The sequence below is a fragment of the Mesorhizobium sp. M1B.F.Ca.ET.045.04.1.1 genome (assembly GCF_003952465.1).
Classification (GTDB): domain Bacteria; phylum Pseudomonadota; class Alphaproteobacteria; order Rhizobiales; family Rhizobiaceae; genus Mesorhizobium; species Mesorhizobium shonense.
In genome coordinates this window covers 4,767,662-4,792,813 of sequence record NZ_CP034448.1, presented here as the reverse complement: position 1 = coordinate 4,792,813, position 25,152 = coordinate 4,767,662, and the positions used below count along the sequence as shown (strand labels likewise).

Below are 25,152 nucleotides of genomic sequence, written 5' to 3'. Positions count from 1 at the left end.
TTTTCGGTCTGGTGCTAAGGAGCGGCAAAAACCAAGAAGGCTCCGCCCCATGACTGATGCAAAGAACCTCACCCAGCTCGGCAAGCACGTCGAGACGCCACAGAGCCCGGAACAGGCGGTCTTGGAGACCGTGCCGTTCCAGCGCGGCGACGGACCGCCGGCGATCGTGCGCTTCACCTGCCCGGAATTCACCTCGCTCTGCCCGGTCACCGGCCAGCCGGACTTCGCCCACATCGTCATCGACTACGCACCCGACGAGACGCTGGTGGAATCGAAGTCGCTGAAGCTGTTCATGACCTCGTTCCGCAACCACGGCGCCTTCCACGAGGAATGCACGGTCATGATCGGCCGCCGCATCGTGGAGGCGACCAAGCCGCTCTGGCTGCGCGTCGGCGGCTACTGGTTCCCGCGCGGCGGCATCCCGATCGATGTCTTCTGGCAAACCGGCGCGCCGCCCAAGGACGCCTGGCTGCCTGACACCGGCGTGGCGCCCTATCGCGGTCGTGGTTGAGTTCCGCAGCGAGACGCTGGCGGGACAGCGCCCCCTCTGTCCTGCCCGTCCTTCGCAACAGCTGCGCTGCAGCTACGGAGGGTGGACCGGACATCTCCCCCACAAGGGGGGAGATCGGCAGCTTCGGCGCCCTGCTTATCCTGCAACGTCGGAGATTGTCGAAAGGCGGCGTGACATCTGATCTCCCCACCCGTGGGGGAGATGTCCGGCAGGCCAGAGGGGGGCGCGAAGGATCGCCGACGCTGATCTTTAATCACTATCATTCGCACTGGTATTGGCTGAGCGCCCATTCGCCGGTGACCGACAACAGGTCGGCGATCTTCCAGGCGCCGCCGACCTTCCTCAACTTCCATTCGAGCCGATGCTGGTGGCCTTCGACGACGAAGGCCACGACCACCTTGGCCTCGCCGCCATTGACGGCTTCGATGGTGCGCAGGCTCTTGTCGATGGCGAGCTTGTCGTAGTCGGCATTGTCGAACGCCATGTTGGGGTCGAGGCATTCGCCCTGCCCCGAGGCCCGCAGCGCATCGCTCTTGTCGAGGACGCTCTTGGCCGGATCGATGAAATTCTTGCGCTGGGCCGGATCGAGCTCCAGTCCGAGATGCTCGTAAAAAGGCTTCACCACCGCCGTCGGCGAACCAGGCAGGACGGGCGCGGCAGGCGCTGGTTCGGCCGGCTTGGTTTCCGGCGCGGCGGCGGGCGGCGGCGAGCCGAAGAGCCCCTGCGCGCAAGCGCCGCCGTTCAGACCCGCGGCCAGCATCGATGCACCTGCCAGCGCGAAAGCGAGGCGGCGAAGCATAGGATCACTCCGTCGAGGAGCCGCATCCCAGCGCGCTGAGCGTCCAGTCGCTGGTCTTGGAGGTGATGTCGGCGATCTTCCACTTGCCGTCCACTTTCTTCAGCGACCACACCATTTCGCGTTTGGAGTCATCGCCTTCCGGGAAAAGATTGAAGCTTGCCGTCACCTCGGCGGTATCGCCATTGACGGTCTCGGCAAGCTTCAGCGTCTTCGACACGGTCTTCTGGTCGAAATCCTGGGCGTCGAGGCCAGGGTCGAAATCGATGCAGGATACCTCGTCGGGCTTCTCCTTCTGTGCCTTGTCGTTGAGCTCGAAGAGTTTTGTCACCGGCTCGGTGAAGCGGTCACGGTATTTCGCGTCCGCCTCGAACTTCACTTCAGGCACATAGAAGAACTTCACAGCTTTGGAGGCCGGCCCGGCAAGTGCTGCGGCGGGCAAGGCGATCGACATGGCAGCGGCCAGCTCTATCGGTCTCATGCAGGATCTCCGGATGTTCGGCGGCGTGGCGGCAAGATCGCCACCACGCATCCTGCATATCGGCTTTTTCGCGGCGCATGAAGTCCTTGCGCCGCCCGTCTCAGGCCTCCAGCCAGACGTTCTGGAAATCCATTTCGTAGGTCTGGTGCATCGAGTAGTTCTTCACCTTCTTGTTCATGTGGCAGTAGAGCTTCTGCCAGAACGGCTGGATGATGACGCCGGAGTCCTGCAGGATCTGCTCGACGTCCTTCATCACCTCCTTGCGCTTGGCGACGTCGATCTGCGACAGCGCCTCCTTGAGCTTGGCGTCGAAGTCAGGGTTCGAGAATGCGGTCTCATTCCAGGCCTCGCCGCTGCGGTAGCCCAGCGCCAGCACCTGGACGCCGAGCGGGCGCATGTACCAGATGGTCATGGAATAGGGGTATTTCGTCCAGTCGTTCCAGAAGGTCGAGCCCGGCAGCACCGTGCGCTTCACCTTGATGCCGGCATCGCGCAGCTGGCCGGCGATCGCATCGCCGGTGTTCTTCTGCCATTCGTCCTCGACCGTGATCAGGTCATGCTCGAAATCGGCCTGGCCTGCCTCCGCCATCAGCTTCTTGGCGCCGGCGGCATCGCGCTCTTTCTTGGGCAGCGGGTAGTACTCGGGATGGATCGGGCTGACGTGGTGGTTCTCACCGACCGTGCCGCGCCCGGCGTAGCCGAGCTGCATCACCTGGCTGTTGTCGACCGCCATCTGCAGCGCGTTGCGCACCCGTTTGTCATCATAGGGTTTGTGGGTGACGTTCGTGCGGGCAACGAGCGTCGTCGCCGTTGCCACCTCCGATTTCACCAGATCCATCTTGTCGAGGGGGTCGATGAAGTCGGCCGGCGTCTCGAAATCGAGGTCGATCTCGCCGGAGTCGAAGGCATTGAGCGTAGCGTTGAAGTCGGTGCCGTAGTCGATGAACTCGACCCCGTCTAGCGGCGCTTCGCCACCCCACCACTTGCCGTTCTCGCGGCGCTTGACCACTGCCTTCTGGCCAACGTCGTAGGATACCAGCTCGAAAGCACCTGTGCCGATCGGCTTCTTGATCGGGTCGGCGCCATCCTTGTCGAAGTCGCGATGCACGACCAGCGCCGGGTAGTCGGTGAAACCCGGTATGATCGCGATATCGGCTTCGTTGAGCTTCAGCTTGACCGTATGGTCATCGACCTTGGTGATCGCGCCATCCCTTGCCTTGCCGGTCTTGGCGTCGACCAGCGCGCCGACACGGGCGGCCATGGAATTGCCGGAAGCCCCTTTCTCGCACCAGCGATTCAGGTTGAAGACCACGTCATCGGCGTTGAAGGCATCGCCATTGTTCCAGGTGATGCCCTTGCGCAGATGCAATGTGTATTCGGTGGCGTCGTCATTGACGTCCCAGCTCTCGAGCAGCACCGGCTCGAAGGTGAACTGGTGCGTGTAGCGGACGAGCGGCTCCAGCCAGGTGCGGGTGACGTTCGCCATCTCCGTCCAGTCATAGGTGCGCGGATCCTTCTGCGCCTTGACCGACATCGAGACATGCAGCGTTCCGCCTTTCTTCGGCTCGTCGGCTAGCGCCTTGGTCGGCGCGGCAAGGCCGATCATGCCGTAGGCGAAAGCCGTCGATGCGCCGAAGGCGCTGGCCAGAGCCAGGAATTCGCGCCGGTCGACGCGGCCTGCACGTGCCTCTTCCGCTATCGCCTCGATGGCGGCGGGGACTCGATCACCGTTGCTTTTGAAGATTGTCATTTTCATTCTCCCATTGGTTCCGTCGGGTCTTTGCCCGTTTTCTCTCAACTAACGCTGTCCGGCAGTTTTTCCTCACGCCGCGCGATAAAATCCGCGAGAGCCTCGGCGACGCCCTCGTCCAGCTTCGGCTCCTGGTAGTCGGCGAGCATGTTGCGCGCCTTTTCGAGGCCGCGCGTGTCGTGATCCTTGGCGCCTTCGGCGCTCCATTGCTCGAAGGAGTTGAAGTCCATGATGCTCGGCATGAAGAAGGCGCGCTCGAAATGCTCGAGCGTGTGCTGCGTGCCGAGGAAATGCCCCTGCGGGCCGACCTCGCGGATCGCCGCCATCGCTTCCTTGAAATCGTCGAAGGGGACGCCGCCGGCATATTTGTACCAGCCGACGAGCTGCTCGCAGTCGGTGGCGAATTTCGAGTAGCCGCAGGTGAGACCGGCCTCGAGCCAGCCGGCCGAATGCCAGATGTAGTTGGCGCCGGCGAGGATCGCGGCATGCATCAGCATGTTCGCCTCGTAGCCCGCCTGGGCGTCGTTGAGCTTGGAGCCGACATGGAAGCCGGACGTACGCCACGGCAATTTGTATTTCCGCGCCAGCGCGCCCATCAGATACATCATCTGGGCAGCCTCCGGCGTGCCGCCCATCGGCGCGCCGGTCTTCATGTCGACCGTCACCATGAACTGACCGTAGATCTGCGGCGAGCCCGGGCGGATGAGCTGGGTCAGGGCTACGCCGGCAAGTGCCTCGGCGTTGACCTGCGCCACCGCGCCGACGGCGGAAGCCGAGGTCGAGGCGCCGCACAGCGCGAAAGGCGCCAGGATCAGCGGCTGATTGTGGCTCGCATAGACCCGCATGGCGTCGATCATGGTGGCGTCCCACACCAGTGGCGAATTACAGTTGGTGATCGCCACCAGCACAGGGTTGTCGCGCACGAACTCCTCGCCGAAGACGATGCCAGCCATCGCCATCGTGTCCTCGGCGCGCTCCTTCGACGTCACTATGCCCATGAACGGCTTGTCGGAATGCTTCAGCGCCGAGTGTATGATGTGGAGGTGCCGCTTCGGCACCGCGATTTCCATCGGTTCGCAGATGACCGAGCTCGATGAATGCAGCGCCGGCGCCATATAGGCGAGCTTGTGGAAATTGTTGAGGTCGGTAAGCGTGCCGTAGCGCCGCTTGTTGTCGAGGTCGCGGATATAGGGCGCGCCATACATCGGCACGAAGATCGAGTTCTTGCCGCCGACGCGCACCGTGCGCTCAGGGTTGCGGGCATTGAGCGTGAACTCCGGCGGGACTTTCGAGACCAGTTCCATCAGCAGCGCGCGGTCGATGCGAACACGCGTCTCCCTGACATCGGCGCCGGCCGCCTTCCAGAGCGCGATTGCCCCGTCGTCGCGGAATTCGCAGCCCACCTCCTCGAGGATTTTGAGCGACTCCTCGTGGATCAGCTCCACCGCCTCGTCGGGAACGATCTCGTAGACCGGAATCTGCCGGACAAGCGTCGGAAACGACGCGACCGGCGCGCTTCTCAGCGCCTTGCGCCCAAGACGGCCGCCGCCGCGGCGGTGGGTCGGTTCGATCGTTTCAGCGGCTGGTGCGTTCATGGGGTCTCCTTCTTCCCGCCCCGCCAAGTTAGCGAGACGAAATATGGCTGTGACGCTGGAAAATCCTGATCTCTTGTATAAGCTGTACTTATGCGAAGCCTACGACACCTCCTGCCCTCGGCAGGCAGCCTTATCGTCTTCGAAGCGGCGGGCCGGCTGTCCAGCTTCACCGCCGCCGGGCGCGAGCTCGGCATGACGCAGGCGGCCGTTTCCTATGCGGTGCGCGGGCTGGAGGAACAGCTCGGCGCCAAGCTGTTCCAGCGCCGCCACCGGCAGGTGCTCCTGACGGAAGCGGGTGAGCGCTTCCATGCCGACGTTTCGCTGGGCTTGTCGCATATCCGCAAGTCGGCCGAGGACCTTCGCCTGCAGGTGAGCGGCGGTCATGTGACGCTTGCCGCCTCGACCGCATTCGGTTCCTTCTGGATGATGCCGCGCCTGCAGCAGTTCCGCGACGCGCTGCCCGGCATTGATCTGCGCATCCAGACGGCCGACCGCGACCTCGACATCATCGCCGAAGGCATCCCGCTCGGCGTGCGCGGCGGCGTGCCGGGACACTGGCCGGATTATCATTCGCTGCCGCTCTCCGACGAGGAGATCTTTCCGGTCGCGGGCCCCAGCTATCTAGCCAAGTTTGGCCGGCCGGAGACCGTCTCGGAACTCGCCACGCACCGGCTCATCCATCTCGAGGAGCCCTACCGCGAGGCCCCGAATTGGGACGAATGGTTCGCTTCGGCCGGAACCAGTCTGCGCAATGCCGAGCGCGGCCTGCGCATCAACGACTATGCCTTGGTGATCCAGGCGGTCATGGAGGGGCAAGGCATCTCGCTCGGCTGGCGGCATCTGGTCGAGCGGCTGGTGGCATCAGGGCTGCTGGTGCCGGTGACCGATCATGTGATGAGGACCGGCATCGGGTTTTACGTCATCTGGCCGAAGAACCGCGAGCTCAGCGACAACGCGCGCAGGGTGAGGGACTGGCTGGTGGCCCAGGCGTGACATTGTGCCTCCACAAAATCCGTGCGTTCATGCCCAAGGCATGTTCATATTAACTAGATTAATCCCTTTTTTAACTAACACTTTTCCATTTTCGTGCCAAACGGCGCTAATTGGACCATCCTGAGAAATAACCAGCGCAATAGCGGTTTTATTCTGGCTTACGAATTTTAACGCAGATCGGTGCCGCATACCAAATTGCTCGACGTCACACTCTTTATAATTTCTTTTCATTTCATCAATCACTTCAAATATATTAACGCCTGGCGCGACCTCCGCTCTTATCTCCCCGCCAAAGCCAATTATTTTCAAGTCATCGCAGACAACAATCGACCCATCACACCCGGAGAGGCTTGCCACAAGCCGTGTAGCCTCCACTAGCATCTCATAATTATCACCGAGTTCCAATTCGGCCTTGTACATTACTCCTTCAGGAACCCAGTGCCCGTCTTGAGACAATTCGTGGTAATCGCCGATCTGATGTCGTTTATTAATATATTTTATGAATTCATTCTGCAAGTTATTTGATTGCATATTATATTTTACTCTGATGTTTTCCGTTTTATATCCATCCGCCGAATTGGTTATTATCAACATACCCCCATGCTCAGCCATACTGATTGCGTTTGCAATCGCAGCAAAGGTGTTTATTGCAGCGATGAATTCAAATCCTTCGTACTCCTTCGGATGCTCATAGGCGGGCGGATCAATCAATTCACCCATCTTTGCCAATCCGTTGCTAGCAACTTTATGCAGAACAAGGTTGAATTCGAATTTACTGGCGAACGCAACTCCATCTGTAAGTGACGCGATATGGTATGGCCCCTGGTATACTCTCAAACGGCCTGGTCGATCCACTTGGATAAATAGATTATTCGGCGATCTATACCTATATTCAAGGCCGCTTCTCGCGCGATGCCATGAAGTTCCTAAGTCGAAAATACCTTCAATTTGCCATTTCCGCTTATCCCAGACGACCAATATCGCCGATTTTTTCATGTCAGTGGCCGGAGCGAGCCTACGGAGTTCGCTAACGCTCAAGGGTCGCGGCCGCGAAAAACGGTACGTCTTTCCAACAGCCTCGGATATTTCCTCACCATTTTTCGGCAAGGCGATAACGTTAAATTGTGGATAACGCGCCTCTTCCGGTGCACTTGCCGTGAGGTAGCAATTCTCTAATAGTTGCCTCAAGAGTGGCAGTGGTGGGCATAGCGGAAGCTCGTACTCACCCGCCACCATGTTAGGCCATCTTTCGAACACAACCTTCGCAAGTTCTTTGGGAAACGAAGCCAAATGGACCTCAATGGATTTTAGAGCGTGACTCGCCCCCGGGGTGCTGGGCGCAACTCTACGAATCCATGTATGCTTTAGAGCGTGACTCGCCCCCGGGGTGCTGGGCGCAACTCTACGAATCCATGTATGCTAAAGCCATGCCCATCCGCCAACTTTCCGAAACGATGATCAACCAGATCGCCGCCGGCGAGGTGATCGAGCGTCCGGCGAGCGTGGTGAAGGAACTGGTCGAGAACGCACTCGACGCCGGCGCATCCCGCGTCGAGATCGTCACCGCCGGTGGCGGGCTCTCGCTTATCCGCGTCACCGACGACGGCTCGGGCATTGCCGAACCGGAATTGTCGCTGGCGGTTGCCCGCCACTGCACCTCGAAGCTTTCTGACGACATCCACGATATCCGCTCGCTGGGGTTCCGTGGCGAGGCGCTGCCCTCGATCGGTTCGGTGGCGCGGCTCTCGATCCGCTCGCGCACGGCAAGAGGCGACAGCGCGGCCGAGATCGGCATCGAGGGCGGCCGCGTCTCCGCGGTGAAGCCGGCGGCGGCCAATCAGGGCACAACTGTGGAAGTGCGCGACCTGTTCTTCGCCACGCCCGCACGGCTCAAATTCATGAAGGGCGAGCGCGCCGAAAGCTCGGCCACCAGCGACGTGGTGAAGCGCATCGCCATCGCCTTCCCTTCGGTGCGTTTCACGCTCGCCGGCGCCGATCGCTCGACGCTCGAATTGCCGGCAACCGGCGACACGCCGGACGGCAGGCTCGCCCGCGTCGCGCAGGTGATGGGCAAGGACTTTCCCGACAATGCCATTGCCATCGATGCCATGCGCGACGGCGTGCATCTTGCCGGCCACGTCTCGATCCCGTCCTACACGCGCGCCAACGCGCTGCAGCAATATGCCTATGTCAACGGCCGGCCGGTGCGCGACAAGCTGATTGCCGGCGCGATCCGCGGCGCCTTCGCCGATGTGTTGCCGCGCGACCGTCACGCAGTGACCGTGCTGTTCCTGACGCTCGATCCGGCGACGGTCGACGTCAACGTGCACCCGGCCAAGGCGGATGTGCGCTTCCGCGATCCGGGCCTGGTTCGCGGGCTGATCGTCGGCGCCATCCGCGAGGCACTGGCCGGCGCCGGCATCCGCGCCGCGACCACCGGAGCGACCGGCATGATGGCGGCGTTCCGGCCGGGCGCGGCGCCCTACGCGCATCCCGGGCCGACCAGCGGCCACCGCAGCTACGAGGCCGCCTACCACGCCTCAGGCTCCAGCGGTTTCGACCCCTCGCGCTCGCCGCACCGACCGCTCGATATGGGCTACAGCGAGATGTGGCCGCAGCGAAACGGCTTCGCCGAGAGCGAGCAAGCCGCCTTCGACACCGGACCGCTTGCCAGCGCCGACACGCGTGCCGGCACAGCCGAGCCGGCCGAAGCGCTGCTCGGCATGGTGCTGGGCGCGGCGCGCGCGCAGGTACACGAGAACTACATCGTCGCCCAGACCAGGGATTCGCTTGTCATCGTCGACCAGCATGCCGCGCATGAGCGGCTGGTCTACGAGGCGCTGAAGAACGCGCTGCATTCGCGCGCCGTGCCTTCGCAGATGCTGCTTTTGCCTGAGATCGTCGACCTGCCGGAAGAAGACGCGGAGCGGCTGGCAATGCATTCGCAGACGCTCGCCAAATTCGGACTTGGCCTGGAACGCTTCGGCCCTGGGGCGGTCGCGGTGCGCGAGACGCCCTCGATGCTCGGCGAGACCAATGTGCAGCAACTGGTGCGCGACCTCGCCGACGAGATCGCCGACAACGACACGGTCGAGACGCTGAAGGAAAGGCTGGACAAGATCGCTGCCACCATGGCCTGCCACGGCTCGGTGCGCTCAGGCCGCTTGCTCAAGGCCGAGGAGATGAACGCGCTGCTGCGCCAGATGGAGGCGACGCCCGGATCCGGCACCTGCAACCACGGCCGCCCGACCTATATCGAGCTCAAGCTCGCCGATATCGAACGGCTGTTCGGGCGGCGGTGAGCATCCCCTGGCTCGTTGCGCAACAGCGGGGCTGGCGGCTGAATATCACTTCTTCAGATGGTATTTTTTTGACTTCGGGTTGAGGACATACTCGTCCGCGTCTGCGAATTTGCCACCGCCAAAATCTACTGAAATGATGCCCTTGCCTCCCTCCACCCATTTTTGCACGTTCATATAAATGGGCGTCGTCGACATACCGGCGTTGCAGTCCGGATCGTCGAAGCCGATCTCCTGAACGACTTTCTGTTTCTTCTTGTTGATCACCTGCATTTTCGTCATGCAGATACCGGCGTTGGTTTTCGTGTAGACGCCGGCAAAACGGTCGATAGCGGTCTCGGCCCAAAAGGGAATCTCGAAGTTTCCGACGATTTTTCCCTCGCCGGTGTTGTCCAGGGTCGCCACCTTTTTCAGCGTGACCGGAAATTTGTCCGTGCCCTTGCTCCAGGTCCCTGTCGCGCCGCTCTCGCCGAGATCGAGAGACAATGGACATCCGGTGGTGTCGACGGGAATCTTCGATCCCATCACCAACACGCGTTGAAATTCCTTGTCGTCTGCGATCTCGCACAAGGTGAGCTTTGGGCCATCAGCCTTGCCGTAGATCGCGATGGGGCTCTGCTTCGCGTCGTAGAAATAGCTTCCTTCGACAGTGATGCCGCTGCCGAAGCTGGCATATCTCTGCAGGGAGAGATGGACCGGGTTCGGTCCGATCGATCCTTCGTAGTTTTCCACCTGGTACCAGCCCGCGAATGCCTTTTGGCTTAGCAGCAGCAAACAGCCAACCGCGGCGATCAACCCTCTTCGCATCCCGAACCCCTCCGTCAAGCCGGATCAAGATAGCTTGCCTCATGCGCGCATCAAGAGCTGACGACTGACGAGGTGCAACTTACCAATTTGAGTCGGAAAACAGTCGCAAACCTCTGATTTACCGCTTCAAATTCACCACGATCACGCCGCCCAGCGCCAGCGCGCCGCCGAGGATGCCGAGCAGTGACGGCACTTCGCCGAGCCAGAAGAAGCCGATCAGGGCGGAGGTCGGCGAGACCAGGTAGAGGAAGTTCGAGGCGCGCGCGGCCGGCAGGCGGGACAGCGCCGTCGCCCAGGCGGCGTAGGCGATCAGGCTCGGCACGACGCCGAGATAGATGACGGCGCCAAGACCGGCGTTGTCGGCGATAGCAGCCTGACGGAAGGCCTCGGGCAGGAAAGGCGACAGGCAGAGCGCGCCGAGCACCATGTTCGAAGCGGCGATCGTCAGCGGATGATGGCGGGCAAAGAGCGGCTTCTGGACGATGGTGTTGACGGCCGAGCAAAGCGCCGAACCCAGCACCAGCAGCGCGCCGGCGTTGAAATGCAGGCCGTGTCCGTCGGCGACCGCGATGATGCCGATGCCGGTAAACGAGATCACCGTGCCTAGCCAAGCCAGACGCGAGAAGCGCTCGCCGAGCAGCGCCATGGCCATGATTGCCGTGAAGATCGGGCTGACATTGATGATGAAGCCGGCGGCGCCGGCCGAGACGGTCAGCTCGCCGAAATTGAGCATGGCGGTGTAGAGCGCGACGAAGATGGCGCCGCCGAAGCCGAAGCGCCAGAGCTCGTCGATCCTCGGCAGCGCCGGGCGCTTGACCGCGAGGAAGATCGCTGCCGGCACGGCCGCGATGGCGAAGCGAAGCGCGCCCAACTCCAGCGGCTGGAAGGCGGCAAGGCCGGCGCGGATCGCCGGGAAGGCAGAGGCCCAGCCAACGACCGTCAGCGCCACCGCGACTGCAGCGGCGGTATCCATGCGCTGTGTCTCATTCAACGTGCCGGTATAAGCGCTCATTGTCGAATCCTCGTCTTCCAGTGCCATGAAGACAGAAAACGCCATTGCCGGCCGATTGACAAACGAGCAATTCGAGGGTCAGCTGTGAGCATGGATCACAGCTCAAACCAGATGTTGCCGTTGGAGACCTTGCGCGCCTTCGATGCGGCGGCGCGCACCGGGAGCTTTTCCGCCGCGGCCGAAAAGCTCAACCTCACCCATGGCGCGGTGAGCCGCCAGATCGCCAAGCTGGAGGACTGGCTGGGGCTCAAGGTGTTCGAGCGCAACGCGCGCGGCGTGACACTGACCAATGAGGGCAACCGGCTGCATCTGAGGACCACCGAGGCCTTCGCGCTGATCTCGGTCAATTCCGACCGGTGGGTCGAGCCGCGCGGCACCGCCGTGGTGCGGCTGGCCTCGATTCCCTCGGTCAGCGGGCTGTGGCTGATGCCGCGCATGGCGGCGCTGGAAAACAGCCCGACCCGGCTGCGCATCGTGCTCGATGTCGACAACCGCCAGGCAGACCTTGCCGACGAAGGCATCGACCTCTCGGTGCGTTGCGGACGCGGCCGCATTCCGGGCCGCGTCTCGGTGCAGCTTTTCGAGGAGCACATTTTTCCGATCGCGTCGCCGGAACTGGCGAAGGAGATTGGCCAAGGCGACCCGGCGCGGCTGCTCAAATTCCCGCTGATTAACGATTCCGACGCATCCGGCTGGCGCGCCTGGCTCGCGGCGCAGGACGTCGACTACCGCCCGCGCCCGCAGGACCGGCGCTTCGAGGACTATAATCTCGTGCTTGACGCCGCGGCGCACGGCTTGGGCGTCGCGCTGGCGCGACCGCCGCTGACGCAGGACCAGCTCAAATCCGGACGAATCGTCGCCGTCGACGAGCGCGTCGCGCTCAACCCGGTGTCTTACTGGCTCGACCGACCGGTCGGGCGGCCCCGCGCCGCCGCGGCCGATCTTGCCAGGCGCATTGCCGAACAAGCCGGGCTGGCGCCGGAAAAGCTCGAGGCCTTCCTGCAGGACGACGAGTAGGGTCGGTCGGACTCAGCGAAGCAGCAGCAGCACGATCGTGGTGGTCGCAGCAGAGACGATGGCCGTCACGATCGATATCATCCATAGCGACGGCTGGCCGGATTGAGATCGCGGAGCATGGCCTGTCGGCCGGGCCGACGCACCCCGCCGTTGCGCCGCGTTGGCGTTGGCCGCAACCAGCACCCCGGCAGCATTGGACGGGGAGAACGAAGACGGCGGCGGGGCCGCCGCGGCCCTGGCAGTGTCGGCCGCGACCGCCGGTTGCGCCTCAGCCACCATTCGCGAAGGCTGATCGGTATCAGCCGCCGGCCTACGTGCCAGGGTCCTCGGCGCAGCAGACTCCTTGCCGGCATCCGGTTCCATGACGGCCCTGTAGGCATTCTCGATCTCGGCGGAGGACAGGCGCTGGGACGATTGAGCAGGCGGCCTGGCCAGGGAGCCGTTCAGCGCCTGCGCGGCGAACTGCGCCGATTGCACCGTTTCGGGCGCCGGCGGCTGGACGAGCGCCTTGACCAGCGCGGCGGTCGCCGGGTCGGGCCTGGCCGACGGCACGGCCTGCGGGGTGAGCGCCTCCTTCAGCAGGGACGTCATGCTGGCATTGGCGATGTCCATGGCGCTTCCTGACAACCATTGTGCCGGCACAGCAATATTACATGAGCATTGCGCCAAGCTTGACCTTGCCCGCGATTTGTGGCGATTGAACCCACATGAACCCAAGCGTCATTCCATGATGAACCGTTTTGAAGGCCCCGGCGGCAAGGAAGCACGCATCCGCTATCTCGACGGCGACTTCCAGGTGACGAGCCCCGGCGCGTTCGTGCGCTGCGCGGTGACCGGCGAAAGCATTCCGCTGGACGAGCTCAAATATTGGAGCGTCGCTAGGCAGGAGCCTTATGTGAACGCTACCGCGTCTCTGCGCCGCGAGATCGAGGTGCATCCGGAGATGCGCAAGCGGGGGTAGAGGCCTCAACTTCGTCATCCCAGGGCGGAGCAGGAGCGAAGCGAAGTCGCGCAGACCATCGGATGACGACCTGGTAGGCGTTTCCGCCAATCTCCGAGGCATGCGACCTTCCGCGCTAAGTGTCTAGACTAGGGTCTGCGCTGCTTCGCGTCGCTCCGCCCTAGGATGACGAAGTACCCCGCATCTTCCGCAGCCGCCATGCATCGAGCGTCTCGCCGATAATGCGTTCCGGCACATGGTCGAGCTCAAACACGGCGTCGATGTCCAGCACGTCGAGCTGGTCGAGGAAGCCGGCTGGCGCCGTGCCGTGGCGGAGCCGCGCGGCGTCCTTGGCGGTGGTTACAAGGCGCAGCCCCTCGCGCCGCGCAAGCGCCGCAAGATCGGCGAGCTCGTCCGCGGCGTAGAAATGATGGTCAGGGAAGGCGCGCGACAGCGCGACCTCGCCGCCGGCGGCGCGCACCGTGTCGAAGAATTTTTCCGGATGGCCGATGCCGGCGAAGGCGAGGAATCGGCCGCCGGCGAAGCGCGCCGGGTTCGCCGGCTCGACATGCGCCAGAAAGATTGGCCGGCCGGCGCGCGCCGCCTGGCGCACCACCGTATCGGCAGCGCTCCCCTCGCCCATCTTCAGCAATGCGCTGGTGAAGACCAGCTGGTCGACGACCTTGGCCCGGAGCGGCCCGCCTGGAATGACGCGGCCGTTGCCGACGCCGAAGCGCGCATCGACGACGACCAGCGCGTAGTCGATGTGGATGCGCGCCGACTGGAAGCCATCATCCATGATCAGGAAATCGCAGCCATGCTCTTTCATCAGCAGTTTCGCGCCGGCGGCGCGGTTGGCCGTTACGGCCACCGGCGCGTGTTCGGCCAAAAGCAGCGGCTCGTCGCCGACATGCTTGGCGGCGTCGTGATGCGCATCGACGACATGCGGCTTGGCGAAGGAGCCGCCATGGCCGCGCGACAGGAAGCCGGGCGAAAGCTGCATGCGCTTTGCCTGTTTCGCCAGCGCGATGGCGACCGGCGTCTTGCCGCTGCCGCCGACGGTGAAATTACCGACGCAGAGCACAGGTGCTGCGACCCTCTCGCGCGGCGCGTGCCGCATGCGGCGGCCCGCCACCATCCCGTAGACCGCCGACACCGGCGACAGCGCCAGCACGCGCCAGTCCGGCTTTTCCCACCAGAAGGGCGGCGCTTCGCTGGTCATGACGCCACTTCCATGGCGCATGATCCTTTCCAAAAATCGGTTCCGATTTTTGGGGCCATGCGCTAACGCCCGTTGGCGCCTTTCAGGCGCGCTTTGACGACCAGCGGCTGGATGTAAGGCTCGAGCGATTTCAGCGTGCGCTGAAGCGCGCCACGCATCTCATCGACGGTCGCGGCACCCGCCGCCATCATCTCGTGGCGCGCCGCCTCGTTGGTCAAAAGGAAATTGACGGCGCCGGCAAGCATGTCGCGGTCGCGCACCAGCTTGGCGCCGCCGCGGTCGAGCAGGCGCTGATAGGCCTCGCGGAAATTCTGCACGTTGCGGCCGGCAAGCACGGCCGTGTCGAGCATCGCCGGCTCCAGCGGGTTCTGGCCGCCTTGCGAGGTCAGCGAGCGGCCGACGAAGGCGATCTCGGTCAGCCTGAGATAGAGACCCATCTCGCCGATCGTGTCGCCGAGCAGGATATCGGTGTCGGGCGTAATGCGATCGCCCTTGCTGCGCCGCGCGACGGTCAACCCCATGCCGGTAATCTGCGCGGCTAGCGCGTCGGCACGATCGGGATGGCGCGGCACGACGATGGTCAACAGGCCGGGGTGGCGCCTGTGCAAGGTGGCATGGACTTCCGCGGCGACCACCTCCTCGCCATCATGGGTCGAGGTCGCCGCCCAGGTCGGGCGGTTGCCGATCTGGCGCTGCAGCGTCGCCAGCGCGCGCTCATCGACCGGCGGTGGATTGGTGTCCACCTTGAGATTGCCGGAGACGGTGACCGGCCGGGCGCCGAGGGCGCGGAAGCGCTCGCCGTCGACATCCGACTGGGCAACGACATGGGCCAGGTTCTCGAACAGCGCCTCGGCAACGCTGGCGCGCTTCTTCCACGAGCGGAAGGAGCGGTCCGACAGCCGCCCGTTGACCAGGACCTGCGGCACGTTGCGGGCGCCGAGCTCCAGAATGGTCATCGGCCAGATCTCCGATTCGGCAATGATGGCCAATTCCGGCCGCCAGTGATCGAGGAAGCGGCTGACCGCCGGCTTGAGGTCGAGCGGCACATATTGGTGGATGATGCGGCTCCCCAGCCGCTCGTCGGCAACCTTGGCCGAGGTCACCGTGCCGGTCGTCAACACGACGTTGACGCCGTAGTCGAGGATGCATTCGACCAGCGGCACGACGGCGATCGTCTCGCCGACGCTCGCGGCGTGGATCCAGATCACCGGGCCCTCCGGGCGCGGCCGGCCGGCGACGCCGTAGCGCTCGCGGCGGCGAACGCGGTCTTCCTTGCCGCGCGAGGCGCGCCAGGCGACATAGGGTCCGATCAGCGGATAGGCGGCGGCCCCCGCATAGCGGTAGGCCCCCAGGGCCGCGCGCGCCCAGCGCTCGCTCATTTGTCGCCGTCCACGAGGCGATAGGCCTCGGCCGTCGCGGCGTTGAGGGAAGCGGTAACTTCCTGACGCTTGCGCTCCATCTCGGCGTCGTCGGCATCGGCCGGCACGAAGACGGGCGTTCCGACGATGACCGCGGAGCGGCCGAACGGCAGGTTGATGGTCGTCTTGTCCCAGCTCTTTTCCAACACCTTGCGGCGGCTGGTGGCGATCGCGGAGGGGAGGATCGGCCGGCCGGACAGCCTGGCCAAAAGCACGATGCCCAGCCCCGCGTCGCGCGGCGTGCCATGCGGAATGTCGGCGATCATAGCGACATTCTTGCCGGCGACCAGCGCTTTCTTGAGCGCGATCAAGGCTTTGGCGCCGCCTTTGTCGAGATGCCTCGAACTGTCGCGGCCGCCCGAGCCGCGCACCGCCTCGATGCCGAATTTCTCGATCATCAGCGCGTTGAGCTCGGCATCGGCGCTGCGCGAGACCATGGCGACCAGCGGCCGGCCTTTCGGGTAATAGGCTGGAGTGAGAAGATGCTGGCCGTGCCAGAGCGCGATGATGCCGGGCTCGAGATGCGCATAGGCGCCGCCGGCAACCTGCGTCGATCCCTTGATCAGCGGGCTGGTGATGCGAATCAGGCGCACGAACCAGGCGAACAGGCTGGCGATGAAATTCTTGACGAATCGCGACTGGGCGAGCGGCTCGCGGATGCGGCGCCACAGCGTGCGCGTCCCGCCCCGCCTGGCGGCGCGCCCCGTTGCCCCTTTCACCGCTTCATGCTCCATCGATGTCAACCGGCTGCCTTTGTTTCCGGGTCGAGCAACCGGTGCAGGTGAACGACGAAATAACGCATATGGGCATTATCGACGCTGGCCTGCGCCTTTGCCTTCCAGGCGGCGTGCGCTGATTGATAGTCGGGGTAGATACCGACGATGTCGAGCGCGTCCAGGTCGCGGAACTCGGTTCCACCCAGCTTTTTCAGCTCACCGCCGAACACCAGGTGCAAAAGCTGTTTCTTTCCGTCTTCCACGGCCATGCCGATCCTTCGCAGATTCATGAATTTTGTGAAACGTTTAGACCAAAGCAGCCGGTTTTGGAACTGTGGGCCCGCTCACCCTTCGTCAGCTCCGGCGATGACACCGGCCAGGACGTCGAGCAACTCGCCGCTGCCGGCGGCGAGCGCGCCGTGGTTGATCACCTCGCCGGCATAACACGGAGGCAGCCCGCTGCGGTCGAACAAGGCGCCGCCCGCTTCTTTCAAGATGAGGTCGGCAGCGGCGATGTCCCAATCATGCGCATTGGGCTTGACGAAGGTCGCGTCGATCTTGCCGTTGGCGATCATCGCCAGCCGGTAGGCGAGCGAGGGAATATAAGCGATGCGGCGCAGCCGGCCCTGCCAGGCTTCCGGCATGAGGTCGACCAGCGGTTTTGGTCCGCCGATCTCGACAGTGTCGCCGAGCGGCCGCACATGGATGCGCTTGCCGTTGAGAAAAGCGCCCTCGCCCGGCAGCGCCCAGTAGGTCTCATGCTTTGCCGGGCATTCGAGCACGCCGGCCAGCGAGCGGCCGTCCTCAACCACGGCGACGCTGACGCACCAGGAATGCAGGCCGTCGAGAAAGCCTCGAGTGCCGTCGATCGGATCGACGACGAAGGTGCGGCGGGCCGAAAGCCTGGCATGATCGTCGGCGGTCTCCTCCGACAGCCAGCCGTAATCCGGCCGCGCCTTGAGCAAGGTCTCTCGCAGATAGGCGTCGGCGGCATGATCGGCCTCGCTGACCGGCGAGGTGCCGCCCTTCATCCACACTTGCGGATTGTTGCCGAAATAGCGCATGGCGATCGCCCCGGCCTCGCGGGCCGCATCGCGCAGCAAAGCGAGGTCCTCGCGCGCCCCAGCTGAGATGACCGCGTCAGGCACCGGCAAGGGTCATCCCCTCGATCAGCAGCGTGGGCGCGGCGGTGCCGAAATTGCGGTCGAGGTCGCTTGCCGGCACCATGTTGAGGAACATGGTCTTCAGGTTCGAGGCGATCGTCACCTCGGCCACCGGATAGGCGAGCGCGCCGTTCTCGATCCAGAAGCCGGAGGCGCCGCGGCTGTACTCGCCGGTCACCATGTCGACGCCCTGGCCGAACACCTCGGTGACGTAGAAGCCGCGCTGCAGCGAGGCGATCAGTTCCTCCGGAGCGCGCTCGCCGGGTTCGATGGCGAGATTGGTCGAGGACGGCGAAACCGAAGAGCCGCTGCGCGAGCCGCGGCCGTTGGTGGTAAGGCCGAGCTCGCGCGCGGCCGACGTCGACAGAAACCAGTGGTTGAGCACGCCCTTGTCGACCATCAAAAGCTTCCCACCCTCGACGCCTTCGCCGTCGAAAGGCCGCGAGGCCTGGCCGCGGCGGCGGAGCGGCTCGTCGGTGACGGTGATCGCAGTGGAAGCCACCTGCTTGCCCATCATGTCGCGCAGGAAGCTCGTCTTGCGCGCCACAGCAGCGCCGTTGATGGCGCCGGCGAGATGACCGGCAATGCCGCGCGCCACGCGCGGGTCGAACACGACGTCGACCGGGCCGGTCGCCGCCTTGCGGGCGCCGAGCCTGCGCACCGCGCGCTCGCCGGCCTTGCGGCCAATCTCCTCGGGCGCGTCGAGGTCGGCGAAATGCTGGCGTGAGGAAAATTCATAGTCGCGCTCCATCGCCGTACCCTCGCCGGCGATGACGCTGGTCGAGCGTGAGAAGCGTGAGGCGACATACTGGCCAAGGAAGCCATGCGAGGTGGCGAGCACCAGCCCGCCCAGCCCGGCGCTGGCGCCGCTGCCGGCCGAATTGGTCACGCCTTTCACGGCAAGTGCCGCCGCTTCCGCGGCAAGCGCCGCTTCCTTCAACTGATCGGCCGAAACCTCGGTCGGGTCGAAGAGGTCGAGATCGCGCAGATTGCCGGCGAGCAACGCCGGATCGGCGAGACCCTGGAACGGGTCCTCGGGTGAGACTTTCGCCATGGCGACGGCGCGCTCGGCGAGCGCCTTCGGATCGGAAGCGGCGGTTGCCGAAACGCTCGCCACGCGCTGACCGACGAAGACGCGCAGCGAGACATCCTCGCTCTCCGACGATTCGGTGCCTTCGACCTTGCCCAGCCGCACCGACACGCCGGCCGAACGGCCACGCACCGCGACCGCGTCGGCGGCGTCCGCTCCGGCGCGCTTCGCCGCGTCGACAAGCGCTGCGACGCGGTCAGTCAGTTTCGCTGCGTCGAGCGTATCGGTCATGCGGTTAGTCCTGTTTGTTCGAAGCTGTCCGGGAGGCAGATGCTGCACACCATCTATGGATGCTACCGCACCATCTATTGTTCGGCCGCCGCTTGTGCAATGGGCGAAGGCCAATCAGGTTGCCGCGACCGAATCGCCCAAAGCGCCTGGAATGGCCAGCCGCTGCATTATTACCTGTCCGGAGCTCCCGCATGACGCCCTTCCACCTCGCCTTCCCGGTCCGTGATCTCGACGAAACCCGCGTTTTCTATGGCGAGGTGCTTGGCTGCGCGATCGGCCGCTCATCGGCAAGTTGGGTCGATTTCGACCTCTTTGGCCACCAGATGTCGGCGCATTTGCGGCCGCAGCCGGCCGAGGCCACCCGTGACGGCAAGGTCGACGGCGTCGCAGTGCCGATCCCGCATTTCGGCGCTGTGCTTCTGATAGACGAATGGGAACGGCTCGCCGCGCGGCTCGAAGCCCGCTCCGACATAGATTGGCTGGAACGGCCGATGGTGCGCTTCAAGGGCGAGCCCGGCGAACAGGCGACGCTGTTCATCCGAGACCCTTCGGGCAACGCGCTCGAGTTCAAGGGTTTCCGTTCACTGGAGCAGGTGTTCGCGCATTGAGTGGCAAAGGATCGCGAAGGTCGGCGCTGCCCCTCACCCTTACCCTCTCCCCGTGAAGGACGGGGAGAGGGGGCACCAGCGCTGGAGCGCGTCCCTTCTCCCCGTTCTTCACGGGGAGAAGGTGCCGGCAGGCGGATGAGGGGCAGCGCCGACATCCGCCGCATCACTCGGCCACCGGCGCCCAGATCACATCCTCGATCTTCTGTGCTCCCGTCGCCAGCATCACCAGCCGGTCGAAGCCAAGGGCCGAGCCGCTGGCCTGCGGCATGATGGCAAGCGCTGCTAGAAAATCCTCGTCCAGCGGATAGCGCTCGCCATAGATCCGCTGCTTCTCGTCCATCTCGGCGACGAAGCGGCGGCGCTGCTCGGCCGGATCGGTGAGCTCGCCAAAGGCGTTGGCGAGCTCGACGCCGCAGCAATAGAGCTCGAAGCGCTCGGCAACGCGTGGGTCCGCAGCACTCGGACGGGCAAGCGCGGCCTCCGACACAGGATAACCGTAGAGGATGGTGGCGCGCCCCTGCCCCAGCGCCGGCTCGACCTTTTCCACCATCGCCCGGCTGAACAGGTCGGCCCAATTGTCATCGGGCGCCGTGCGCAGGCCGGCGCGGACCAGCGCCTCGTGAAGCGCGTCGCGGTCGGTGCTGCCGTCGGCGGCGACGGTCGCCAGCAGGTCGATGCCGGCATACGCTAAAAAAGCTTCGGCGACGCTCAACCGCTCCGGCTCGGCGAAAGGATCAGCCTCGCGGCCACGGAACCGGAAGCGCTTTGTGCCGGCCTTTTCCGCGGCGAGCGCCAGGAATTCGGCGCAGTCGGCCATCAGACTCCGGTAGGTCTCGCCGACGCGGTACCATTCGAGCATGGTGAATTCGGGATGGTGCAGCGGCCCACGCTCGCGGTTGCGGTAAACCGCACCAAGACTGAAGATGCGCTTCTCGCCGGCGGCAAGCAGCTTCTTGCAGGCGAATTCCGGCGATGTGTGGAGATAGAGCGGCTGGCGCGATGCGTCCGGCCCGATCGCCTCGGTGGCGAAGGCGGCCAGATGCGCCTCATTGCCGGGCGAGACCTGCAGCGCCGACGTCGTCACCTCGACGAAATCGCGCGTCGCGAACCAGCTACGCAGGTCATTCGCAATGGCGTTGCGCGCCATCAGCCTTGGCCGGCGATCGGCATGAATATGCGGCGTCCACCAGGGCGAAGCGCCGGTCATGAGCGGGAAAATCGCCGAGAAGACTGGCGGTTCGACGCAAGATGCGCTAGGGCGCACGCGAAGGCCGCCGTCGCCGCTTCATGGGCATAGACGCTTGCAGGCCGAAAAACTCGATTGGGATTGAATATCGTGGTCAAGGTCATCGCCAGCTCCTTACGCAAAGGCAACGTCGTCGATAAGGACGGCAAGCTCTATGTCATCCTCTTTGCCGAAAACATCCACCCTGGCAAGGGCACGCCGGTAACGCAGCTCGACATGCGCCGCATCGGCGACGGCGTGAAGGTTTCGGAGCGCTACCGCACCACCGAAATGGTCGAGCGCGCCTATGTCGAGGAGCGCGAGCACACCTTCCTCTATTCCGACGGCGAAGGCTTCCATTTCATGAACCCGGAAAGCTACGACCAGGTCGTGGCTACGGAAAGCGTGGTCGGCGACATGGCTCCCTACCTGCAGGAAGGCATGGCGGTGCAACTGGCGCAGTTCAACGACGTACCCATCTCGCTGGTGCTGCCACAACGCGCCACTTTCGAGGTCGTGGAGACGGAGCCGGTCACCAAGGGCCAGACCGCGTCCTCGTCCTACAAGCCCGCAGTGCTTTCCAACGGCGTGCGCACCGCCGTGCCGCCGCATATCAGCGCCGGCACGCGCGTGGTGGTGATGACCGCCGACGGCTCCTACGTCGAGCGCGCCAAGGACTGAGGGTTCCGGCCTGATTAGCATGGCCCGCCCGCCAGGTGGGCATCAGCACGGTTTGTCCGCCGTCTGAGTGTGGATTTGACCTAAAGCGGATCTACCTTTGCCGCGACGTTAACGGCAGATTTGCGCCCCACGTCAGCCGTCCGGATTTGCTTTGCGGCTTCCTCAAAGCGGACACAATGAGCTCCAGTTCCTCAAGTGTGGTTGCGTGACACCGGTCGCAAAGGCGGGTTCGACCGCCGTTACCTCACTCCAATTCAATTGTCCCCTCAATGCCGATCTTCTTCGCAGGGAAGGAACCTTTGATCCAATCCGCGAAGGCCTGGGCGGCAGCGGATGGGATTGAAAGCCGAGGAAGTAGAAGGTGGAAAGCATGACGGACGACTGGCCTGGCGTTGACGGGTTGAATGAGCGTCCCGTTCGCGAGGAATCTCTGAACCAGCGGCGGACCGATCAAGGCAAATCCCTGACCTTCGAGCGCGGCCTGAACCAGGTTCGTATAGGAATTCACGGTTATTCCGGCCTTCGCTCGTGCCAGATCGAGGCCGTGAACGCGTAGCCATGTCGACCACCTGGTATGTTCGTCATATGGACCCTCCAGGTGAATGAGCGGATAGGTCAGGAGTTCGGACGGCTCGAGCATCGTGCCCGCGGGCAGAAATGTGTTCGCGCAGGTAGGACTTATCTCTTGCCGAACAAGGAATGTCGTCTCGGCGTCATCAAACGGTGGGGAGCCGTATCGGATCGCGAGGTCCATGTTGTCCTCGAACTGCAAGTTGCTGTCGGAGACGATAAACCTCAGTTCGATGTCGGGGTGGATCGCCCTGAACTCACCGAGTCTCGGTGATAGCCAATAGGTCATGAAACCCGGCGTGGCGCCAACATTGACGACGTTGGTGTCGGAGCGCCGGCTGATTTCAAGCGTCGCGCGCAGCGCTCGTTCAAGGACCTCGGAGATGGCGCGGTGATACCTCTCTCCTGTCCTTGTCAACCGAACCGAGCGTTGCAGCCGTTCGAACAGCGGCACACCGAGAAATCTCTCCAGGGCATGAATCTGCTGGCTGACGGCGACGCGTGAAACATTCAGTTCCGACGCCGCTTTGGTAAAGCTGAGCTGACGTCCCGCGGCTTCGAAAGTTATAAGAAAATTGGGCGGCGGCAGCTGGTGGCGAAGTTTTTGCATAAAGCCCAGCTTACCCATTGCGTAGGAATTAAGCAACTTGCCAACTGTCCGCCGGGACGTAATCTGGCTTCTGCTTAATAAGCCGAAAAAACACCTGATCGCGCGCCGCGGGGAGGCAGCAATGCCGCTCGCCGCGAATGGTCAGGCACAACTTCGCCAAAGGGGAATGACATGAAATCTCTTCTTGCAGCAATCGGCATGATCGGCGCGAGCTTTTTGGCAGGCGCATCGCCCGCCAGCGCCGCCTGTGGCACTGTGACGATCACCGAAATGAACTGGGCCTCGGCCGCCGTGGTGACCGCCGTTTCGAGCTTCCTGATGGAGCAGGGTTACGGCTGCACGGTGAAGAAGGTGCCGACCTCGACGGTCCCGGCGCTTACTTCGCTTGCCGAAACGGGGCAGCCCGACATTCTGACAGAAGTCTGGCCCGGTGTCGCGGACATCTATTACAAGCTTGAGAAGGAGGGCAAGATCGTCAAGGTCGGCGATGTCCTCACCGACGGCGGCATCGATGCATGGTGGATTCCCGACTATCTCGCGGCGGCCCATCCCGAATTGAAGACGCTTGACGGGATCCTGGCAAACCCGAAGCTTGTGGGCGGCCGGTTCAACAACTGCCCTGTCGGCACGGGCTGCCGCCATTCGAACGACAACCTGGTCAAAGCTTTCGAACTCGAAAAGCACGGAATCGAGATTTTCAATCACGGGTCTCTTGAGACGCTCGCGACATCCATCGCATCGGCCTATGCGGCGAAGGAGCCCTGGTTCGGCTATTACTGGGCTCCGACCAGTGTTCTCGGCAAGTACAAGATGGTCCAAGTCGACATGGGACCTGTCGATAAGGACAAAGCCAAATGCAACGCTACCGCCGATTGCGCGACTCCGGGCAAGACCGGGTGGCCCAAGGCCACGGTCATGACCACGATGTCGAAGGATTTCCACGACAAGAACCCCGAACTGGTTGCTCTCATGAGCAAGGTAAGCTTCAACAACGACACCATGAACGAGCTTCTCGCCTGGCAGGAAGAGAATAAGGCCACCGCCGACGAAACCGCCGTGCACTTCCTGACAAAATACAAAGACGTTTGGCCGAATTGGCTGTCGGAAGACGCCAAAGCGAAGGTCACCGCTGTCGTGCAGTAACGTTCTGGGTCGCGGGCATATATGTCCGCGACCCATGTCGTTCTTCTTTGGTTTTCGAGATGACTTCGCGCGTCAATCGACGCCAGATGGAAGGCACTCATGGCTTTTTACGACGGACTATTCAATCAGCTCGGACTTCGTGGGTGGTGCGACGCCTCGGATTCCGCAGGGCCGATGAGCATTGCCGAACTGCTCAAGAAGAGCAAGGAAGCCAATGCGGGCGGGCACTCTGCGGCGAACGTCCCGTTCCCTTCGCTCGACGCGCTGCATGACGCCTGTCGCGCCGTGCCGCGCACCAGGGAACTCACTACCGGCATCGAGAACAGCTTCCTCCACGTGCGGGTCGCGTTGAAGACGGTGCTCGATCCTCTGACGCAACCGCGTCGGAGCGCACGACCTTGCCGGCCGCCTCCTCCATTCGGATCTCGATCATCTGGGCGGCATAGTTCCACTCGTAGACGGCGGAGGAGACGTCGAGCCCTTCATAGCATTGAAGGCGGATCAGCCGGCGGCCGAGCGCATCGGCCAGCACCTTGGCGATCTCGGTCTTGCCAACGCCCGCCTCGCCTTCGAGGAACAGCGGCCGCTTCATGCGCAGCGACAGGAACAGCACCGTCGCCAGCGAGCGATCCGCGACATAATCCGCGCCGGTCAGGAGATCGAGCGTCTCGTCGATCGACTTCGGCGCGGGCCGCGGCACGGTCATTTTGTCTCCGTGGATCCCGCGCACCCGTTTCACAGAACGTGGTAGTCGCGATTGTGGTAGATCAGCGGCCGCAAATTATCGCCGATGCGCAGGCCTGTCACCTTGCCAAAAAGCACACGGTGGGTGGCCAAATCCTTGGCATCGACGATCTGGCAATCGAACACGGCGAGCGCCCCTTTCAGTGTCGGCGCGCCTGTCGAGATCACGTCCCATTCGCCGAGCGCAAAGCGTTCTTCGGGCGGCAGGCCGGTAATGCCGGAAAAGCCCACGGAGATCGCCTCCTGGTCCGAGGCGAGCGTGTTCAGCGCAAAGTTGCCATTCCTGATGAACGGTTCGTTCTTCGGATTTTCGCGGTTGAGGCAAACAAGCACGGTGGGCGGCGTGTCGGAGACCGAACAGGCGGCAATCACCGTTGCGCCGCGTTTGCCCGCCGGGCCGTCCGTGGTCACCACATGCACATGGCCGGCAAAATGCGCCATCGCATCGCGATAGTGCTGTGGCCCGATGTCATTGATCTTCAGCACCCGATGATTCCACCTGTCAAAACCAAGTCCGTTATATATGGCCA

The 25,152-nt window shown here is 63.5% G+C and carries 25 protein-coding genes and 1 pseudogene; 8 read left to right on the top strand and 18 right to left on the bottom strand.

Going from position 1 to position 25,152, the window contains the following annotated elements; all coding sequences use genetic code 11:
- Positions 1-49: 49 nt before the first annotated feature.
- Complete coding sequence (gene queF, locus EJ071_RS23610; RefSeq protein ID WP_126100019.1) at positions 50-511, top strand: preQ(1) synthase; 462 nt, start codon at positions 50-52, stop codon at positions 509-511.
- A gap of 259 nt (positions 512-770) precedes the next feature.
- Here the strand turns inward: queF and EJ071_RS23605 are convergent, their stop codons facing one another.
- From EJ071_RS23605 to EJ071_RS23590, 4 genes are all read right to left on the bottom strand, one after another.
- Entirely contained in the window at positions 771-1,310 is a 540-nt protein-coding gene (locus EJ071_RS23605) for a hypothetical protein (RefSeq protein WP_126100018.1), read from the bottom strand.
- A gap of 4 nt (positions 1,311-1,314) precedes the next feature.
- Positions 1,315-1,788, bottom strand: coding sequence for a DUF3828 domain-containing protein (locus tag EJ071_RS23600; RefSeq protein ID WP_126100017.1), 474 nt, complete (start codon positions 1,786-1,788; stop codon positions 1,315-1,317).
- Between the two features lie 100 nt (positions 1,789-1,888).
- Positions 1,889-3,538 carry an ABC transporter substrate-binding protein gene (locus tag EJ071_RS23595; RefSeq protein ID WP_126100016.1) on the bottom strand — a complete coding sequence of 550 codons (1,650 nt, stop codon included), beginning with the start codon at positions 3,536-3,538 and terminating at the stop codon, positions 1,889-1,891.
- Between the two features lie 44 nt (positions 3,539-3,582).
- Entirely contained in the window at positions 3,583-5,133 is a 1,551-nt protein-coding gene (locus tag EJ071_RS23590) for a trimethylamine methyltransferase family protein (protein WP_126100015.1), read from the bottom strand.
- Between the two features lie 90 nt (positions 5,134-5,223).
- Here EJ071_RS23590 and EJ071_RS23585 point away from each other — a divergent pair, with 90 nt between their 5' ends.
- Positions 5,224-6,126, top strand: a complete 903-nt coding sequence (locus EJ071_RS23585; RefSeq protein WP_126100014.1) for a LysR substrate-binding domain-containing protein — start codon at positions 5,224-5,226, stop codon at positions 6,124-6,126.
- A 27-nt stretch (positions 6,127-6,153) separates the two neighbouring features.
- On the opposite strand, the gene EJ071_RS23580 is transcribed toward EJ071_RS23585, so the two are convergent.
- Positions 6,154-7,362 (bottom strand): putative sensor domain DACNV-containing protein, encoded by a 1,209-nt coding sequence (locus tag EJ071_RS23580; RefSeq protein ID WP_126100013.1) that lies wholly within the window; start codon positions 7,360-7,362, stop codon positions 6,154-6,156.
- 191 nt (positions 7,363-7,553) lie between these two features.
- Between EJ071_RS23580 and mutL the strand changes: the two genes are divergently transcribed.
- Complete coding sequence (gene mutL, locus EJ071_RS23575) at positions 7,554-9,428, top strand: DNA mismatch repair endonuclease MutL (RefSeq protein ID WP_126100012.1); 1,875 nt, start codon at positions 7,554-7,556, stop codon at positions 9,426-9,428.
- 45 nt (positions 9,429-9,473) lie between these two features.
- Here mutL and EJ071_RS23570 read toward each other — a convergent pair whose 3' ends face one another.
- The gene (locus tag EJ071_RS23570; protein WP_189521190.1) at positions 9,474-10,220 is read right to left on the bottom strand and encodes a hypothetical protein; all 747 of its coding nucleotides are present in this window, start codon (positions 10,218-10,220) and stop codon (positions 9,474-9,476) included.
- A gap of 130 nt (positions 10,221-10,350) precedes the next feature.
- Positions 10,351-11,244 (bottom strand): EamA family transporter, encoded by an 894-nt coding sequence (locus EJ071_RS23565; protein WP_126100010.1) that lies wholly within the window; start codon positions 11,242-11,244, stop codon positions 10,351-10,353.
- Between the two features lie 90 nt (positions 11,245-11,334).
- Here EJ071_RS23565 and EJ071_RS23560 point away from each other — a divergent pair, with 90 nt between their 5' ends.
- Positions 11,335-12,261, top strand: a complete 927-nt coding sequence (locus EJ071_RS23560) for a LysR substrate-binding domain-containing protein (RefSeq protein WP_126100009.1) — start codon at positions 11,335-11,337, stop codon at positions 12,259-12,261.
- Positions 12,262-12,273: 12 nt separating this feature from the next.
- Here the strand turns inward: EJ071_RS23560 and EJ071_RS23555 are convergent, their stop codons facing one another.
- Positions 12,274-12,873 carry a hypothetical protein gene (locus tag EJ071_RS23555; RefSeq protein WP_126100008.1) on the bottom strand — a complete coding sequence of 200 codons (600 nt, stop codon included), beginning with the start codon at positions 12,871-12,873 and terminating at the stop codon, positions 12,274-12,276.
- Between the two features lie 115 nt (positions 12,874-12,988).
- Between EJ071_RS23555 and EJ071_RS23550 the strand changes: the two genes are divergently transcribed.
- Positions 12,989-13,222, top strand: coding sequence for a DUF2093 domain-containing protein (locus tag EJ071_RS23550; RefSeq protein WP_126102695.1), 234 nt, complete (start codon positions 12,989-12,991; stop codon positions 13,220-13,222).
- Positions 13,223-13,382: 160 nt separating this feature from the next.
- Here the strand turns inward: EJ071_RS23550 and lpxK are convergent, their stop codons facing one another.
- The 6 genes from lpxK to EJ071_RS23520 all read right to left on the bottom strand — a co-directional run bounded on the left by lpxK (position 13,383) and on the right by EJ071_RS23520 (position 19,041).
- Entirely contained in the window at positions 13,383-14,423 is a 1,041-nt protein-coding gene (lpxK, locus tag EJ071_RS23545; RefSeq protein WP_126102694.1) for a tetraacyldisaccharide 4'-kinase, read from the bottom strand.
- 62 nt (positions 14,424-14,485) lie between these two features.
- Positions 14,486-15,802 carry a lipid IV(A) 3-deoxy-D-manno-octulosonic acid transferase gene (gene waaA / locus EJ071_RS23540; RefSeq protein ID WP_126100007.1) on the bottom strand — a complete coding sequence of 439 codons (1,317 nt, stop codon included), beginning with the start codon at positions 15,800-15,802 and terminating at the stop codon, positions 14,486-14,488.
- The gene (locus EJ071_RS23535; protein WP_126100006.1) at positions 15,799-16,575 is read right to left on the bottom strand and encodes a lysophospholipid acyltransferase family protein; all 777 of its coding nucleotides are present in this window, start codon (positions 16,573-16,575) and stop codon (positions 15,799-15,801) included. Before EJ071_RS23535 ends, waaA begins: the two co-directional genes overlap by 4 nt.
- 5 nt (positions 16,576-16,580) lie before the next feature.
- Entirely contained in the window at positions 16,581-16,826 is a 246-nt protein-coding gene (locus EJ071_RS23530; RefSeq protein WP_040973997.1) for a DUF4170 domain-containing protein, read from the bottom strand.
- A 75-nt stretch (positions 16,827-16,901) separates the two neighbouring features.
- Positions 16,902-17,711: a 3'(2'),5'-bisphosphate nucleotidase CysQ gene (locus EJ071_RS23525; protein ID WP_126100005.1), complete on the bottom strand. Its 810-nt coding sequence runs from the start codon at positions 17,709-17,711 to the stop codon at positions 16,902-16,904.
- Positions 17,698-19,041 carry a TldD/PmbA family protein gene (locus EJ071_RS23520; protein WP_126100004.1) on the bottom strand — a complete coding sequence of 448 codons (1,344 nt, stop codon included), beginning with the start codon at positions 19,039-19,041 and terminating at the stop codon, positions 17,698-17,700. The genes EJ071_RS23525 and EJ071_RS23520 overlap by 14 nt, the downstream gene beginning before the upstream one ends.
- Positions 19,042-19,232: 191 nt before the next feature.
- Between EJ071_RS23520 and EJ071_RS23515 the strand changes: the two genes are divergently transcribed.
- A complete protein-coding gene (locus EJ071_RS23515; protein ID WP_126100003.1) occupies positions 19,233-19,649 on the top strand; it encodes a VOC family protein in 417 nt (138 codons plus the stop codon).
- 163 nt (positions 19,650-19,812) lie between these two features.
- Here the strand turns inward: EJ071_RS23515 and epmA are convergent, their stop codons facing one another.
- Positions 19,813-20,856 carry an EF-P lysine aminoacylase EpmA gene (gene epmA / locus EJ071_RS23510; protein WP_126100002.1) on the bottom strand — a complete coding sequence of 348 codons (1,044 nt, stop codon included), beginning with the start codon at positions 20,854-20,856 and terminating at the stop codon, positions 19,813-19,815.
- A gap of 129 nt (positions 20,857-20,985) precedes the next feature.
- On the opposite strand from epmA, the gene efp reads away from it, so the two are divergent.
- Positions 20,986-21,555: an elongation factor P gene (efp, locus tag EJ071_RS23505; RefSeq protein WP_126100001.1), complete on the top strand. Its 570-nt coding sequence runs from the start codon at positions 20,986-20,988 to the stop codon at positions 21,553-21,555.
- A gap of 244 nt (positions 21,556-21,799) precedes the next feature.
- Here the strand turns inward: efp and EJ071_RS23500 are convergent, their stop codons facing one another.
- A complete protein-coding gene (locus EJ071_RS23500) occupies positions 21,800-22,771 on the bottom strand; it encodes a LysR substrate-binding domain-containing protein (RefSeq protein ID WP_126100000.1) in 972 nt (323 codons plus the stop codon).
- A gap of 135 nt (positions 22,772-22,906) precedes the next feature.
- On the opposite strand from EJ071_RS23500, the gene EJ071_RS23495 reads away from it, so the two are divergent.
- Positions 22,907-23,878 carry an ABC transporter substrate-binding protein gene (locus EJ071_RS23495; RefSeq protein ID WP_126099999.1) on the top strand — a complete coding sequence of 324 codons (972 nt, stop codon included), beginning with the start codon at positions 22,907-22,909 and terminating at the stop codon, positions 23,876-23,878.
- Between the two features lie 385 nt (positions 23,879-24,263).
- Here EJ071_RS23495 and EJ071_RS23490 read toward each other — a convergent pair.
- A pseudogene (locus EJ071_RS23490) lies at positions 24,264-24,584 on the bottom strand (MoxR family ATPase); the annotation flags it as partial.
- 29 nt (positions 24,585-24,613) lie between these two features.
- Positions 24,614-25,108: a flavin reductase gene (locus tag EJ071_RS23485; protein ID WP_126099998.1), complete on the bottom strand. Its 495-nt coding sequence runs from the start codon at positions 25,106-25,108 to the stop codon at positions 24,614-24,616.
- Positions 25,109-25,152 lie beyond the last annotated feature (44 nt).

Excerpts from the sequence above, each read along its gene's own strand:
- EJ071_RS23605 (WP_126100018.1), bottom strand. The coding sequence starts at position 1,310 with ATGCTTCGCCGCCTCGCTTTCGCGCTGGCAGGTGCATCGATGCTGGCC.
- EJ071_RS23535 (WP_126100006.1), bottom strand. The coding sequence starts at position 16,575 with ATGGAGCATGAAGCGGTGAAAGGGGCAACGGGGCGCGCCGCCAGGCGG.
- mutL (WP_126100012.1), top strand. The coding sequence starts at position 7,554 with ATGCCCATCCGCCAACTTTCCGAAACGATGATCAACCAGATCGCCGCC.
- EJ071_RS23555 (WP_126100008.1), bottom strand. The coding sequence starts at position 12,873 with ATGGACATCGCCAATGCCAGCATGACGTCCCTGCTGAAGGAGGCGCTC.
- EJ071_RS23595 (WP_126100016.1), bottom strand. The coding sequence starts at position 3,538 with ATGACAATCTTCAAAAGCAACGGTGATCGAGTCCCCGCCGCCATCGAG.
- EJ071_RS23515 (WP_126100003.1), top strand. The coding sequence starts at position 19,233 with ATGACGCCCTTCCACCTCGCCTTCCCGGTCCGTGATCTCGACGAAACC.
- EJ071_RS23550 (WP_126102695.1), top strand. The coding sequence starts at position 12,989 with ATGATGAACCGTTTTGAAGGCCCCGGCGGCAAGGAAGCACGCATCCGC.
- epmA (WP_126100002.1), bottom strand. The coding sequence starts at position 20,856 with ATGACCGGCGCTTCGCCCTGGTGGACGCCGCATATTCATGCCGATCGC.
- lpxK (WP_126102694.1), bottom strand. The coding sequence starts at position 14,423 with ATGACCAGCGAAGCGCCGCCCTTCTGGTGGGAAAAGCCGGACTGGCGC.
- EJ071_RS23590 (WP_126100015.1), bottom strand. The coding sequence starts at position 5,133 with ATGAACGCACCAGCCGCTGAAACGATCGAACCGACCCACCGCCGCGGC.
- EJ071_RS23585 (WP_126100014.1), top strand. The coding sequence starts at position 5,224 with ATGCGAAGCCTACGACACCTCCTGCCCTCGGCAGGCAGCCTTATCGTC.
- EJ071_RS23520 (WP_126100004.1), bottom strand. The coding sequence starts at position 19,041 with ATGACCGATACGCTCGACGCAGCGAAACTGACTGACCGCGTCGCAGCG.
- EJ071_RS23565 (WP_126100010.1), bottom strand. The coding sequence starts at position 11,244 with ATGAGCGCTTATACCGGCACGTTGAATGAGACACAGCGCATGGATACC.
- EJ071_RS23600 (WP_126100017.1), bottom strand. The coding sequence starts at position 1,788 with ATGAGACCGATAGAGCTGGCCGCTGCCATGTCGATCGCCTTGCCCGCC.
- EJ071_RS23530 (WP_040973997.1), bottom strand. The coding sequence starts at position 16,826 with ATGGCCGTGGAAGACGGAAAGAAACAGCTTTTGCACCTGGTGTTCGGC.
- EJ071_RS23560 (WP_126100009.1), top strand. The coding sequence starts at position 11,335 with ATGGATCACAGCTCAAACCAGATGTTGCCGTTGGAGACCTTGCGCGCC.
- waaA (WP_126100007.1), bottom strand. The coding sequence starts at position 15,802 with ATGAGCGAGCGCTGGGCGCGCGCGGCCCTGGGGGCCTACCGCTATGCG.
- queF (WP_126100019.1), top strand. The coding sequence starts at position 50 with ATGACTGATGCAAAGAACCTCACCCAGCTCGGCAAGCACGTCGAGACG.
- EJ071_RS23495 (WP_126099999.1), top strand. The coding sequence starts at position 22,907 with ATGAAATCTCTTCTTGCAGCAATCGGCATGATCGGCGCGAGCTTTTTG.
- EJ071_RS23580 (WP_126100013.1), bottom strand. The coding sequence starts at position 7,362 with ATGGTGGCGGGTGAGTACGAGCTTCCGCTATGCCCACCACTGCCACTC.